Origin of the sequence: Pseudomonas brassicacearum (assembly GCF_003732265.1) — a bacterium.
Classification (GTDB): Bacteria; Pseudomonadota; Gammaproteobacteria; order Pseudomonadales; family Pseudomonadaceae; genus Aquipseudomonas; species Aquipseudomonas brassicacearum_D.
This window is the reverse complement of sequence record NZ_MOBK01000006.1, coordinates 512291-526386: the sequence shown is the minus strand read 5'-3', so window position 1 is coordinate 526386 and position 14096 is coordinate 512291. Positions and strand designations below refer to the sequence as shown.

The following is a 14096-nucleotide window of genomic DNA, read 5'->3' as shown; positions in this document are numbered from 1 at the left end:
AGGGCTTCAACCCTCAACCGGTTAACCCGCCTTAACCGGAACTGAGGCTCACTTATGAAAACCCTGCAGAAAATCACCCTCGCCACCACTCTCGCCTGCGCCCTCCCCGTTTGGGCCTGCACCCCAGAGGAAGCCACCGCCAAGCGCGAGCAACTGGCCCAGGAAGTGGCCAAGCTCACCGAGCAGAATCCGGCCAAAGCCAAGGAGATCAACGCCGAGCTGCAGAAAATGGACCTGGGCACGGCCAGCAAGGATCTGCCGGACAAGTGCCAGCTCATCGATCAGCGCTTGAAAGAACTGCAGACGGCAGACAAAAAAGCCGAAAGCTGATCAACCGACAAATCCCGCGCATAAAAAAACCGGACATCTGTCCGGTTTTTTTGGGTCACGACAACGGCTTATTCAGCCGCTGGTGCTTCCGGCTTGCGGCGCTTGAGCGGCGCCATGCCGTCTTTGCTGACCAGCGACAGTGCGTCGGTCTTCGGGCGGTTGGCGATTTTGCGCTTGGTCGGTGCCTTGGCGCCGGTTTTCTTCTTGTCGCCTTTGGCGTCGACTTTCTTCTTCTTCACGCCAACGGCTTTGCCCGAGGCCTTGACCTTTTTCGGTCCGCCGTAGGTGCCTTTGACTTCCTTGATGGTGCGGCGCTCGAAGCTCTGCTTGAGGTAGCGCTCGATGCTCGACATCAGGTTCCAGTCGCCGTGGCAGATCAGCGAGATCGCCAGGCCTTCGTTGCCCGCACGGCCGGTACGACCGATACGGTGAACGTATTCGTCGCCGCTGCGTGGCATATCGAAGTTGATCACCAGGTCCAGGCCATCCACGTCCAGGCCGCGGGCGGCGACGTCGGTGGCGACAAGGATCTTCACCCCGCCCTGCTTCAGGCGGTCGATGGCCAATTTGCGGTCTTTCTGGTCTTTGTCACCGTGCAGCACGAACGCTTTGTATTCCTGTGCCACCAGACGGCCGTAGATGCGGTCGGCCATGGCCCGGGTGTTGGTGAACACGATGGCCTTCTGATAGGTCTCGTTGGCCAACAGCCAGTTGAGGACCTGCTCTTTATGCACGTTGTGGTCAGCGGTGATGATCTGCTGACGGGTGGTCGCATTCAGGTCGCTGACGTTGTTGACCTGCAGGTGCTCAGGGTTGTTCAGCACCTTGGCCACCATGTCGCGCAGGCCCGAACCACCGGTGGTGGCGGAGAAGAGCATGGTCTGCTGGCGGTTGGTGCACTCGGCTACCAGACGCTGTACGTCGTCGGCAAAGCCCATGTCGAGCATGCGGTCGGCTTCGTCGAGGACCAGCACTTCAACTTCTTTCAGGTCGAGGTTGCCGGCGTTCAGTTGTTCGATCATCCGGCCCGGCGTACCGATCAGGATGTCCGGCACCTTGCGCAGCATGGCGGCCTGGACCTTGAAGTCTTCACCGCCGGTGATCAGGCCGGACTTGATGAAGGTGAACTGGGCGAAGCGCTCGACTTCCTTGATGGTCTGCTGAGCCAGCTCGCGGGTCGGCAGCAGGATCAGGGTCTTGATGCTGACGCGGACTTTCGCCGGGCCGATCAGACGGTTGAGGATCGGCAAAACGAATGCAGCGGTTTTGCCGCTACCGGTTTGCGCAGTCACCCGCAGGTCACGCCCTTGGAGCGCCAGCGGAATAGCCGCTGCTTGCACTGGCGTTGGCTCGACAAATTTAAGCTCGGCCACGGCTTTGAGCAGGCGTTCGTGCAGGGCGAATTGGGAAAACACGGGTGCTACCTCGAAGAAATACAAAAAAACAGCTGCATAGGGTAACGGTTTCGAGCGCTCAGGCCGAGTTTCTTTACGAAAACGACGATAAACAGTGGCTTTTTGTAGCCTGATTTGTCTCCAAACGTCATCCAAACCCTCTTAAATGCTCTAATCGCCCGATCGCGTCCTTCAGGAGAATCGTTTTAGCTCATGGATATCAAACAGCTCTGGCTCAATGCCCAAGACCTCTGGGGTGCCCTCGACCAGCACCCGCTCCTGCATTCAAGCCTGGCGCTGATTCTGTTGCTGGTCATTGCACTGGTCCTCGGACGAGTGGCGCGTTTCCTCATTCTTCACGCGACCAAAATGCTCGGCCGCCAACCGGCGCTGCACTGGATCAACGACTTCCGGCACAACAAGGTCTTTCATCGCCTCGCGCAGATGACGCCGTCGCTGGTGATTCAGTTCGGCTTGCATCTGGTACCGGAGCTGAGCAAGACCAGCCTGAATTTCCTCGGCAATGTGGCGCTGGCGTTCACCATTCTGTTCCTGCTGCTGGCGTTCAGCGCGCTGCTCAGCGCCTTGCTGGACATCTACGCGCGCACCGAACACGCCCGCACCCGCTCGATCAAGGGTTACGTGCAGCTGGCGCAAATGGTCTTGTACGTGCTGGGCGCGATCATCATCGTCGCCACCCTGATCGACCGCTCGCCGCTGTTGCTGCTGTCGGGGCTGGGTGCCATGTCGGCGGTGATTATTCTGGTCTACAAAGACACGCTGCTGTCGTTCGTGGCCAGCGTGCAACTGACCAGCAATGACATGCTGCGGGTGGGCGACTGGATCGAGATGCCGCAGGTCGGCGCCGACGGTGACGTGGTCGACATCACGCTGCACACGGTGAAAGTGCAGAATTTCGACAAGACGATTGTCTCGATCCCGACCTGGCGCCTGATGTCCGAGTCGTTCAAGAACTGGCGCGGCATGCAGCAATCCGGCGGTCGACGGATCAAGCGCAGCCTGTTCATCGATGCCAGCGGTGTGCGTTTTATCCGCGATGACGAAGAGCAGAAGTTGTCGCAGGTGCATCTGCTGACCGATTACATCGGTCGCAAACAGGCCGAACTCAAGGCCTGGAATGCAGCGCAGGGCAATGTGGCGGCCATGTCCGCCAACCGTCGGCGGATGACCAACATCGGGACCTTTCGTGCTTATGCATTGGCGTATTTGAAGAGTCACCCGGAGATTCAGCCTGGCATGACCTGCATGGTCCGCCAGATGCAGACTACCGCGCAGGGTATCCCGCTGGAAATCTACTGCTTCACCAGCACCACGGCGTGGGCGGATTACGAGCGGATTCAGGGGGATATTTTCGATTACCTGCTGGCGGTGCTGCCAGAGTTCGGGTTGAGTCTTTATCAACAGCCGAGTGGCACGGATTTGCGTGCAGGGTTGCTGCCGGCGATGTTGGGCGCAAGCCACATTCCCGACGCCGAAAAACACATCATGTAAACACCACAAAAACCAAATGTGGGAGCGAGCCTGCTCGCGATAGCGGTCTGACAGTCACATTCATATCGACTGACATTCCGCCTTCGCGAGCAGGCTCGCTCCCACAGGGGGGTTGCATCGTTTGCGAGATCGGCGGGTTACTTGACCTGACGCTGCGGTGCCTTGTGCACCATGGTGTAAGCGTAATCCACGCCCATGCCATACGCGCCGCTGTGTTCCAGCACTAACTCCATCACCGCTTCGTAAGTGTCCTTGTGTGCCCAGTCACGTTGATACTCAAGCAGAACCTGCTGCCAGGTGACCGGCACCGCACCCGCCTGAATCATCCGCTGCACCGACATGTCGTGCGCTTCCTTGGTGGTGCCGCCAGAGGCGTCAGTGACGATGTACACCTCGTAGCCTTCCGCCAAAGCTTCCAGTGCCGGGAAGGTCAGGCAGACCTCGGTCCACAGCGCGGCAATGATCAGCTTCTTGCGGCCGGTGGCTTTCACCGCATCAACCAGTGCCTTGTCTTCCCAGGAGTTCATCGAGGTGCGCTCGATCGGCTTTTGCTCCGGGTGAACCGCCAGCAACTCGGGCCAGATGTAACCACTGAAGCTTTCAGTTTCCACCGAGGTGTAGATGGTCGGCACATTGAAGATCTTGGCGGCCTTGGCCAGGCCTACCGTGTTGTTCTTCAGCGTTTGACGGTCGATCGACTGTACGCCGAACGCCATTTGTGGCTGGTGGTCGATCAGGATCAGGGCGGAGTTGGTTGGGTTGAGCAGTTCACGAATAGACATGGCGCGTTCCTTTTGATGTCGATTTTCAAAGTGAGTAATGGGTGAGTCAACGTTGCCGTCAGCGGCGTTGTCGTCGGCTTGGATGTCACTTTAGGGGCTGGCATAGAAAGGGACAATTACCTAAAATCGAGAATCATTGATTCTAAAATAGGGACAATCATGGATCGCATCGAATGCATGCGCGCCTTTGTCGTCACGGTCGGCGAGAACGGTTTCGCCGCGGCTGCACGGGCAATGGATGTGCCGCGATCAAAAGTCAGTAAACAGATTCAGGCGCTGGAGGAAGCTATCGGCGTGCAACTGCTGCAGCGCACCACCCGCAGCCTGCACTTGACCGAGGCTGGCGCCGAATACTTCGATGCAGCACGCGAAGTGCTGGCCGCGCTGGACGAGGCCGAACAGCGTGCGCGTAACGGCATTGGCGAGTTGCGCGGGGTGTTGCGGGTCAACGCGCCGATGTCATTTGGCTTGCGCCGACTGGGGCCACTGATCCCGCTGTTTCATGAGCAGCACCCGAACATCGAATTGCAACTGGTGCTCAGCGACCAGCAGGTGGATCCGGTGCGCGGTGGTTTCGACGTGACCATCCGCATTGCGAGCATGCCCGACTCGACGATGATCGCCCGGCAACTCGCGCCGGCCCCGCGCATCATGGTGGCGTCCCCGGCGTATCTGGCACGCGCCGGCATACCGCAGACCCCGCAAGACTTGCGCGCCCATCAGTGCCTCAACTACGGGTACCTGCAAAGTGGCGTCAGCCTGCAACTGTGCAATGGCAAGGAGACTCAACGGGTCAACGTGACCGGCCCATTGCACGCCAACAATGGCGACTTGCTTGCCCAGGCTGCCGAAGCCGGGATGGGCATCGCCCTGTTGCCCAATTTCATTGTCGAGGATGCGTTGGCGGCCGGCCGCCTGGTGCCGGTGATGTGTGAATGGCAGGCGCCCGCGATCACGATCAACGCGGTGTACCCTTCGGCACGTCGGGTCCCGCAGAAGACCCGGACGTTTATTGAGTTTTTGGTCTCGCAGCTGGCAGAGAAATAACGCCGATCCCTTGTAGGAGTGAGCCTGCTCGCGATAGCGGTATGTCAGTCAATATGAATGCTGACTGACACACCGCTATCGCGAGCAGGCTCACTCCTACAGGGGTTATGTGGCGGTCAGAGATTTGCGGACACCCAACCGACTGATCCACACCGCCATCAGAATCACCGACCCACCGAGGAACAACCGCCCCAGCTCCTCATGCTGATTCCAGATCAGCAGATTGATCAGCAACCCCACCGGCACATGCAGGTTGTTCATCACCGCCAGCGTTCCGCCATTGACCATGCACGCACCCTTGTTCCACCAATACAAACCCAGCGCGGTCGAGACCAGGCCGAGGAACACCAGCACGCTCCATTGCAGCGGCGCTTCGGGCAGGAAGTTCTGTTTGCCGAACAGCAGGAATGCCGGCAATGCCACGGCCAATGCGCCGAGGTAGAAGTAGCCGAAACGCCGGTAATGCGGCAGATCGCTCGGGTGGCGCGCCACCAGATGCTTATAAAGCACCTGCCCGGCGGCGTAGGTGAAGTTGGCCAGTTGCAGCAGCAGGAACCCCATGAAGAAATCCGGGTTGATCCGGTCGTAGCGAATCACCGCCGCGCCCATCACCGCCACCAACGCGGCAATCAATGCCCACGGATTGAAACGCCGGTTCAGCGCATCTTCGATCAAGGTCACGTGCAGTGGCGTGAGGATGGTGAACAGCAACACTTCGGGCACCGTCAGCACGCGGAAGCTCAGGTACAGGCACACGTACGTCACGCCGAACTGCAACGCGCCGATCAACAGCATGCCGCGCATGAACGCCGGTTCCACCGAACGCCAGCGCGTCAGCGGGATGAACACCAGTCCAGCCAGTACCACGCGCACCAGTACCGCGAAGTAGCTGTCGACGTGACCGGCCAGGTATTCGCCGATCAAACTGAAGGAAAACGCCTGGATCAGCGTGACAAAAAGTAGATAGCCCATGTTCGCCTCGTTTTGAATGGCGGCGACGATACACACAAAACCATTGTGGGAGCGAGCCTGCTCGCGAAAGCGGTGTGTCAGTTAAAGGAGATGTTGAATGATATGACGCCTTCGCGAGCAGGCTCGCTCCCACAGGGGATTTGGGGTGTTCATGAATTACGGGCAAAAAAAAGCCCGATCTCGCTAAAGCGTTCAATCGGGCGACAGCACTCAGGAGCAACAAGTGCAAAGGGAGGTTCGTTGCGCGTAAAGCCTTGAAGGGGTTGCGCCAGGTCACTTGAACATCAAGGGATTATCTGGCGATTAAAGGCTCAGGCGACCTGGGCAAGCTTGGCGTTGGCCTGGTTCAGGCCCTTCTCCTGGAAGTCGCCGCCCAGGTTCATGCCTTCGGCGTGAATGAACGTCACGTCGTGGATGCCGATGAACGCCATGACCTGACGCAGATACGGTTCCTGGTGATCCGCCGTGCTACCGGCGTAGATCCCGCCGCGAGCGGTCAGCACGTAGGCACGCTTGCCGCTGAGCAGGCCTTGCGGGCCGGTGTCGGTGTACTTGAAGGTCACGCCGGCACGCAGCACATGGTCGAGCCAGGCTTTGAGCGTGCTGGGGATGGCGAAGTTGTACATCGGTGCAGCCATGACCAGCACGTCGGCAGCCAGCAACTCATCGGTCAACTGGTTGGAGCGTTCCAGCGAAGCCTGTTCGATATCACTGCGTTGCTCGGCCGGTTTCATCCAGCCGCCCAGCAGGTTGATGTCCAGGTGCGGCACCGGATTGACGGCCAGGTCACGCACGGTGATCTGATCGGCCGGATGCGCGGCTTTCCATTGGCTGATGAAGGTCTGGGTCAGTTGACGGGAAACCGAGTCTTGCTGACGGGCGCTGCTTTCGATGATCAGAACGCGTGACATGGGATGTAGGCTCCATCTGAGAATGCTGTAAGGCGATGGAGTGAAGGTTAAACAGAGTCATATCGATGAAAAAGCGCAAATAACTGCTATAACCCATCAATAAATTCGTTTATAAGCTGAGCATGCCCTGTGGGGGTGAGACAGCCCCCACGGGAGCGAAGCGTCATTTCGGGGTGCAGGTCAGCTCGATACGCAGCTTGATGATGCTGCGGGTGAACTTCGCGGTGGCATTTTTATGCTTGCCCGCCGGTACATCGATCTTGCGGGTACGTGGCGCTTCCGGGCCATTGAAGAACACTGCCTTGCAGCTGACATCGACGTCGCCGTAGTTAGCCACCCGGATGGAGCCGATGTCGTTATCCGTGTCGAAGGTCTCGTAGTCGACTTTCAAGCCGTTGAGGTCTTTCTTCACATCGATCGGATAAGCAAATGCCGTCAGCGGCAGCATCGCCAGCAGCACACAACAGAATTTATTCATTCAGCAGTCTCCATAAAGGGCTGCCAGCTTAGGACAAGAGGAGCTATTCATGAAAGCGCCCCGCGTGACCCTTGATCAATGGCGAACATTGCAGGCCGTGGTCGACCACGGTGGTTTCGCCCAGGCCGCCGAAGCGCTGCACCGTTCGCAATCGTCGGTGAGCTACACCGTGGCGCGCATGCAGGATCAGCTCGGCGTGCCGCTGTTGCGCATCGACGGTCGCAAAGCCGTGCTCACCGAAGCCGGTGGCGTCTTGCTGCGCCGCTCGCGGCAACTGGTGAAACAGGCCAGCCAACTGGAAGACCTGGCCCATCACATGGAACAAGGTTGGGAAGCCGAAGTGCGGCTGGTGGTCGACGCGGCGTACCCGAGCGCCCGCCTCGTCCGCGCCCTGACCGCGTTCATGCCGCAAAGTCGCGGCTGCCGGGTTCGCTTGCGTGAAGAGGTGCTGTCGGGGGTGGAGGAAGTCCTGCTCGAGGGCGTGGCTGATCTGGCAATCACCGGCCTGAGCATTCCAGGCTATTTGGGCGCGGAATTGAGCGACGTCGAATTCGTCGCGGTCGCCCATCCCGACCATGCGCTGCACCGCCTCAACCGCGAACTGAATTTCCAGGACCTGGAAAGCCAGATGCAAGTGGTGATCCGTGACTCCGGCCGGCAGCAGCCGCGCGACGTCGGCTGGCTCGGCGCCGAACAGCGCTGGACCGTTGGCAGCCTGGCCACCGCCGCGACGTTTGTCGGCAGCGGCCTGGGGTTCGCCTGGCTGCCACGACACATGATTGAACGGGAACTCAAGGAAGGCACGCTCAAGCTGCTACCGTTGGATCAGGGCGGCAGTCGCAACCCGAGCTTTTACCTGTATTCGAACAAGGACAAACCCTTGGGACCGGCGACGCAGATTCTCATCGAACTGCTGCGCACCTTCGACACCGCACCGCTGGACGCGCCTTTCGCCGCCCCTGAACAAGCCTGACAAGGAGTGAATGCATGGCCTATTTCGAACATGAAGGTTGCAACCTGCACTACGAGGAATATGGCCATGGCACGCCATTGCTCCTGGTCCATGGACTGGGGTCCAGCACGCTGGACTGGGAAATGCAGATCCCGGCGCTGTCCGCGCGCTACCGGGTGATCGTTCCGGATGTGCGCGGCCACGGTCGTTCCGACAAACCCCGCGAGCGCTACAGCATTGCCGGTTTCAGCGCCGACCTGATCGCGCTGATCGAGCATCTGAACCTCGGCCCGGTGCATTACGTGGGGCTGTCGATGGGCGGCATGATCGGCTTTCAACTGGCCGTGGACCAACCGCAATTGCTCAAGAGCCTGACCATCGTCAATAGCGCGCCGGAGGTCAAGTTGCGCAGTCGTGACGATTACTGGCAGTGGTTCAAACGCTGGAGCCTGATGCGCGTCCTCGGCCTGGGCACCATCGGCAAGGCCCTCGGCGGCAAGTTGTTCCCGAATCCGGATCAGGCTGATTTGCGTCAAAAGATGGCCGAGCGCTGGGCAAAAAACGACAAACATGCTTATCTCGCCAGCTTCGATGCCATCGTTGGCTGGGGGGTTCAGGAACGACTTTCGAAGGTTGCCTGTCCAACCCTCATCGTCAGCGCCGACCGTGATTACACGCCGGTGGCGCTGAAGGAAACCTATGTAAAACTGCTGCCCGATGCGCGGCTGGTGGTGATCGCCGATTCGCGCCACGCCACCCCGCTGGACCAACCCGAACACTTCAACCAAACACTGCTCGAGTTTCTCACCGCAGTCGATACCACCCCAATCAGGATCACTGACCCATGCTGAAAAAAATCGCCCTCGTCGCCGGTTCCGTGCTGTTTGCTGCCAACCTGATGGCTGCCACGCCAGCCAAGGCACCGCACGTCTTGCTGGACACCACCAACGGCCAGATCGAAATCGAACTGGACCCGGTCAAGGCGCCGATCAGTACCAAGAACTTCCTTGAATACGTGAACAGCGGCTTTTACAACAACACGATTTTCCACCGTGTGATTCCGGGCTTCATGGTCCAGGGCGGCGGCTTCACCCAACAAATGCAGCAGAAAGAAACCAAGGCACCGATCAAGAACGAATCGAAAAACGGCCTGCATAACGTCCGTGGCACGCTGTCCATGGCGCGTACCTCCGACCCGGATTCGGCCACCAGCCAGTTCTTCGTCAACGTCAAGGACAACGATTTCCTCGACAGCGGTGATGGTTATGCCGTGTTCGGTAAAGTCGTGAAAGGCATGGACGTGGTCGACGTCATCGTCAATTCCCAGACCACCACCAAAAGCGGCATGAAAGACGTGCCCGCCGATCCTGTATTCATCAAGTCGGCCAAGGTCATCGACTAAGCTTCACAGGGAGTCTTGAGCGGTTGCCGGCCTTCGGCACCGCTCACACTGTTCAAAGGAGAGCCCGTGCGCGGGCGGAGAACTGATGCTTTATCGCCGTTTTGAAAAACTGATCGACGTCTTTCGTGATGCACCGACGGCGGCTCCGCCGGATCGGGTTCTCCCTTTCTATACCTATTACCTGAAGCAGGTCTGGCCGAGTTTCGCCGCCCTGCTGATCGTCGGCCTGTTTGGTGCGCTGATCGAAGTGGCGCTGTTCAGCTACCTGAGCCGCATCATCGACCTCGCCCAAGGCACGCCCAACGTCAATTTCTTCAAGGAACACGGCATCGAACTGGCCTGGATGGCAGTGGTGGCGCTGATCCTGCGCCCGGTGTTCGTTGGCCTGCATGACCTGCTGGTGCACCAGACCCTGAGCCCCAGCATGACCAGCATGATCCGCTGGCAGAACCACAGTTACGTGCTCAAACAGAGCCTCAATTTCTTCCAGAACGACTTCGCCGGGCGCATCGCCCAACGCATCATGCAGACCGGTAACTCATTGCGCGATTCGGCAGTGCAAGCGGTTGACGCGTTGTGGCACGTGCTGATCTACGCGATCAGTTCGCTGGTGCTGTTTGCCGAGGCCGACTGGCGCCTGATGATCCCGTTGCTGAGCTGGATCGCCGCGTACATGGGTGCGCTCTATTACTTCGTGCCACGGGTTAAAGAGCGTTCGGTGGTGTCGTCCGATGCGCGCTCCAAACTCATGGGGCGGATCGTCGACGGCTACACCAACATCACCACACTGAAGTTGTTCGCCCACACCAATTTCGAACAGCAGTACGCCAAGGAAGCCATCGAAGAGCAGACGGTGAAGGCGCAACTGGCCGGCCGCGTGGTCACCAGCATGGACGTGGTCATCACCAGCATGAACGGCCTGCTGATCGTCACCACCACCGGCCTGGCCCTGTGGCTGTGGACGCAGTCGCTGATCACCGTGGGGGCGATTGCCCTGGCCACGGGCCTGGTGATCCGCATCGTCAACATGTCCGGCTGGATCATGTGGGTGGTCACCGGCATCTTCGAAAACATCGGCATGGTCCAGGACGGTTTGCAGACCATTTCGCAACCGGTCAGCGTGACCGATCGCGATCAAGCCAAACCGCTGGCCGTCGCTCGTGGTGAAGTGCGTTTCGAGCACGTGGATTTCCACTACGGCAAGAAGAGCGGGATCATTGGCGACCTCAACCTGAACATCAAGGCCGGTGAAAAGATCGGCCTGATCGGCCCGTCCGGCGCCGGCAAATCGACCTTGGTCAACCTGCTGCTGCGCCTGTATGACGTGGAAGGCGGGCGAATCCTCATCGACGGCCAGAACATTGCCGACGTCGGCCAGGAAAGCCTGCGCGAGCGTATCGGCATGATCACCCAGGACACGTCGCTGCTGCACCGCTCGATTCGCGACAATTTGCTGTACGGCAAACCCGACGCCACCGACGCCGAACTCTGGGAAGCGGTGCACAAGGCCCGTGCCGACGAGTTCATTCCGTTACTGTCCGACGCCGAAGGCCGCACCGGTTTTGACGCGCATGTCGGTGAGCGCGGGGTAAAACTGTCCGGTGGTCAGCGCCAGCGGATAGCCATTGCCCGCGTGTTGCTCAAGGATGCGCCGATCCTGATCATGGACGAGGCCACGTCGGCCCTCGATTCGGAAGTGGAAGCGGCGATCCAGGAAAGCCTGGAAACCCTGATGCAGGGCAAAACCGTGATCGCCATTGCCCACCGGCTTTCAACCATCGCCCGGATGGACCGGTTGGTGGTGCTGGAAAACGGCAGGATCGCCGAAACCGGCACCCACGCCGAACTGCTGGCCCATGGCGGGCTGTATGCACGGCTGTGGCAGCACCAGACCGGCGGTTTCGTAGGAATCGATTAACCCAAAACCACCACAATTCCCCTGTAGGAGTGAGCCTGCTCGCGATAGCGGACTGACATTCAACACAGATGTCGACTGACACTCCCTCATCGCGAGCAGGCTCACTCCCACAGGGACCATTTACATGCCTAAAACCGCCACAGCCTATCAACCACGGGCTCTGGCGGTTTTTTACAGGCACTGGAATTCTCAAAAAACCCTGCTGTACTCAGCCAAGGTTCTGGAGATGGTTCTGCAGTCCATCTACTGGATGCGATAGGCAGTAAAACCTTGAAAGGACACGCTCTCATGTCTCTATTCAAACGTTCTGCGACAGAGTTAGTAGGCACGTTCTGGCTGGTGTTGGGGGGGTGTGGCAGTGCGGTGCTGGCCGCCGCCTTCCCGGATGTGGGGATCGGTTTGCTGGGGGTGTCCCTGGCGTTTGGCTTGACGGTGCTGACCATGGCGTTCGCCATCGGCCATATCTCGGGTTGTCATCTCAACCCGGCTGTGTCGCTGGGACTGGTGGTCGGCGGTCGGTTCCCGGCCAAGGAACTGCCGGCCTACATCATTGCGCAGGTGATCGGCGGGGTCATTGCCGCCGCGTTGCTGTACTTCATTGCCAGCGGCAAACCCGGTTTCGATCTGGCCGGGGGCCTGGCGTCCAATGGTTATGGCGAACACTCTCCTGGTGGCTACTCCATGGCGGCAGGGTTTGTCTGTGAACTGGTGATGACGGCGATGTTCATCCTGATCATCCTCGGGGCCACCGACAAGCGCGCGCCGGCCGGGCTGGCGCCCATCGCCATCGGCCTGGGACTGACCCTCATCCACCTGATCTCGATCCCGGTCACCAACACCTCGGTCAACCCGGCGCGCAGCACCGGCCCGGCCCTGATTGTCGGAGGCTGGGCGATTCAACAACTGTGGATGTTCTGGGTCGCACCGCTGCTCGGTGCAGTCATTGGCGGCGTGGTTTATCGCTGGCTGGGCAAGGAAGACACTTAACGCCCTGGACGAGGATCAGTCTTGCCGATAAGGCAAGGCGGTCCTCGCCTCTTCGGCATAGGCCAGCACCCCGACACGCTCTTGCTGCAGAAAGTCTTTGACCGCTGCTTTTAGACCGGGGTGACGCAGGTAATGCCAGGAATGCGTAATCACCGGCTCAAAGCCGCGAATCAACTTGTGCTCGCCCTGTGCACCGGCGTCGAAACGCTGAAAGCCGTTGGCAATCGCATAGTCCATGCCCTGATAGAAACAGGTCTCGAAGTGCAGGCGGTCAAACTCCGCCAGGCAGCCCCAGTAACGACCATAAAAACTGTCGCCGCCCACCAGGCTGAACGCCATGGCCACCGGCCGTGAACCCTGTTTGGCCAGCACCACGCGAATCGATTCCGGCATACGCTCGGCCAGCAGGCTGAAGAATTCGCGCGTCAGATAAGGCCTTTGCCGACGCACCGCGTAGGTATTGGCGTAGCAGGCATAAACAAAATCCCACTGCGCCTGATCCAGCTGCCGACCTTCAAGCCATTCGAAATCAATGCCCTGCCCCGCCACTTGCTCACGCTCCTTGCGCATCTGCTTGCGCTTGCGTGAACTGAGGGCGTCGAGGAAATCCTGGAAGTCCCGGTAGCCGCGATTCTGCCAGTGATACTGACAGCCAATGCGCTGCAGCCAGCCGGGTTGTTCGCTCAATGCGGCATCGGTGAACGGGTCGGTGAAGTTGATGTGCGCGCTGGACAGTCCTTCGATCTCAAGGTAGCCCGGCAGGCTGTTGAGCAGCTCGAAACCGTCCTCGACACTGGCCGCCAGCAAGCGTGGGCCGCTGACCGGGCTAAACGGCACGGCGCTCAATAATTTGGGGTAATAGTCGATGCCGGCCCGCTCGCAGGCATCGGCCCAGGCGTGATCGAACACATACTCGCCATAGGAATGCCACTTGCGATAACTGGGCAGCGCGGCGATCAGCCGATCACCCTCGATGTGCAACAAATGCTCGGGCTGCCAACCGGAATGCGGGCTGACACTGCCGCTGTCCTCCAGAGCACTGAGAAAGGCATGGCGCAGAAAAGGCTGGCGCTCGGGAACGAGCGCATCCCATGTGTGCGGTGCGATTTCGGACAGATTTTCCAATCGTTGCAGCGGCATCAACTTCCTCTCCACTTCTTGCGAGACAGCCTCGCGAGTATCGCTTATCGGCTCGCGTTCCACACCCGCGTTTCGCCGACAGATCGTCAAAGAAAAAGTTCAAACAGCCTCTGTATCGTCATCAAGAAGCCATCACTTTGCCACTGCCTTGTCATAAACCGTCGCGATACTGGCGCCTGTTTTTAGAGCGCCTGGTTATTACCCGGCCACTGTTTTCCGTCCATCAATGGTCGGTTGTGCCCTGGATGGCTCAGTCATCCACTCTCATCTT

At 59.4% G+C, this 14096-nt stretch carries 13 protein-coding genes and 1 pseudogene; 8 read left to right on the top strand and 6 right to left on the bottom strand.

Features of this window, described 5'->3' with window-relative positions; genetic code table 11:
- Positions 1-54 precede the first annotated feature (54 nt).
- Entirely contained in the window at positions 55-330 is a 276-nt protein-coding gene (locus BK660_RS15195; protein ID WP_123433960.1) for a hypothetical protein, read from the top strand.
- Between the two features lie 68 nt (positions 331-398).
- Here BK660_RS15195 and BK660_RS15190 read toward each other — a convergent pair whose 3' ends face one another.
- Positions 399-1745, bottom strand: a complete 1347-nt coding sequence (locus BK660_RS15190; RefSeq protein WP_123433959.1) for a DEAD/DEAH box helicase — start codon at positions 1743-1745, stop codon at positions 399-401.
- 192 nt (positions 1746-1937) lie between these two features.
- Here BK660_RS15190 and BK660_RS15185 point away from each other — a divergent pair, with 192 nt between their 5' ends.
- On the top strand, positions 1938-3236 hold the full coding sequence (locus BK660_RS15185; RefSeq protein WP_123433958.1) for a mechanosensitive ion channel family protein: 1299 nt from the start codon (positions 1938-1940) through the stop codon (positions 3234-3236).
- Positions 3237-3373: 137 nt separating this feature from the next.
- Here the strand turns inward: BK660_RS15185 and BK660_RS15180 are convergent, their stop codons facing one another.
- The gene (locus BK660_RS15180) at positions 3374-4018 is read right to left on the bottom strand and encodes a hydrolase (RefSeq protein WP_027925826.1); all 645 of its coding nucleotides are present in this window, start codon (positions 4016-4018) and stop codon (positions 3374-3376) included.
- 159 nt (positions 4019-4177) lie between these two features.
- Between BK660_RS15180 and BK660_RS15175 the strand changes: the two genes are divergently transcribed.
- Positions 4178-5065 (top strand): LysR family transcriptional regulator, encoded by an 888-nt coding sequence (locus BK660_RS15175; protein WP_123433957.1) that lies wholly within the window; start codon positions 4178-4180, stop codon positions 5063-5065.
- Between the two features lie 105 nt (positions 5066-5170).
- On the opposite strand, the gene BK660_RS15165 is transcribed toward BK660_RS15175, so the two are convergent.
- The 3 genes from BK660_RS15165 to BK660_RS15150 all read right to left on the bottom strand — a co-directional run bounded on the left by BK660_RS15165 (position 5171) and on the right by BK660_RS15150 (position 7426).
- The gene (locus BK660_RS15165) at positions 5171-6037 is read right to left on the bottom strand and encodes a carboxylate/amino acid/amine transporter (RefSeq protein ID WP_123433955.1); all 867 of its coding nucleotides are present in this window, start codon (positions 6035-6037) and stop codon (positions 5171-5173) included.
- A gap of 311 nt (positions 6038-6348) precedes the next feature.
- Positions 6349-6948, bottom strand: coding sequence for an FMN-dependent NADH-azoreductase (locus BK660_RS15155; protein WP_027925829.1), 600 nt, complete (start codon positions 6946-6948; stop codon positions 6349-6351).
- A 163-nt stretch (positions 6949-7111) separates the two neighbouring features.
- Positions 7112-7426 (bottom strand): 3-phosphoglycerate kinase, encoded by a 315-nt coding sequence (locus BK660_RS15150; RefSeq protein ID WP_123433954.1) that lies wholly within the window; start codon positions 7424-7426, stop codon positions 7112-7114.
- A gap of 49 nt (positions 7427-7475) precedes the next feature.
- On the opposite strand from BK660_RS15150, the gene BK660_RS15145 reads away from it, so the two are divergent.
- The 5 genes and pseudogenes from BK660_RS15145 (at position 7476) to aqpZ (ending at position 12685) form a co-directional block, all read left to right on the top strand.
- Positions 7476-8399, top strand: a complete 924-nt coding sequence (locus tag BK660_RS15145; protein ID WP_123433953.1) for a PA3225 family LysR-type transcriptional regulator — start codon at positions 7476-7478, stop codon at positions 8397-8399.
- 14 nt (positions 8400-8413) lie between these two features.
- A pseudogene (locus tag BK660_RS15140) lies at positions 8414-9219 on the top strand (alpha/beta fold hydrolase).
- Positions 9220-9222: 3 nt separating this feature from the next.
- Complete coding sequence (locus BK660_RS15135) at positions 9223-9780, top strand: peptidylprolyl isomerase (protein WP_123433951.1); 558 nt, start codon at positions 9223-9225, stop codon at positions 9778-9780.
- Positions 9781-9865: 85 nt separating this feature from the next.
- Positions 9866-11698: an ABC transporter ATP-binding protein gene (locus tag BK660_RS15130; protein WP_123433950.1), complete on the top strand. Its 1833-nt coding sequence runs from the start codon at positions 9866-9868 to the stop codon at positions 11696-11698.
- 288 nt (positions 11699-11986) lie between these two features.
- Positions 11987-12685, top strand: coding sequence for an aquaporin Z (gene aqpZ / locus BK660_RS15125; RefSeq protein ID WP_123433949.1), 699 nt, complete (start codon positions 11987-11989; stop codon positions 12683-12685).
- Positions 12686-12700: 15 nt separating this feature from the next.
- Here aqpZ and BK660_RS15120 read toward each other — a convergent pair whose 3' ends face one another.
- On the bottom strand, positions 12701-13825 hold the full coding sequence (locus BK660_RS15120; RefSeq protein ID WP_123433948.1) for a GNAT family N-acetyltransferase: 1125 nt from the start codon (positions 13823-13825) through the stop codon (positions 12701-12703).
- Positions 13826-14096 lie beyond the last annotated feature (271 nt).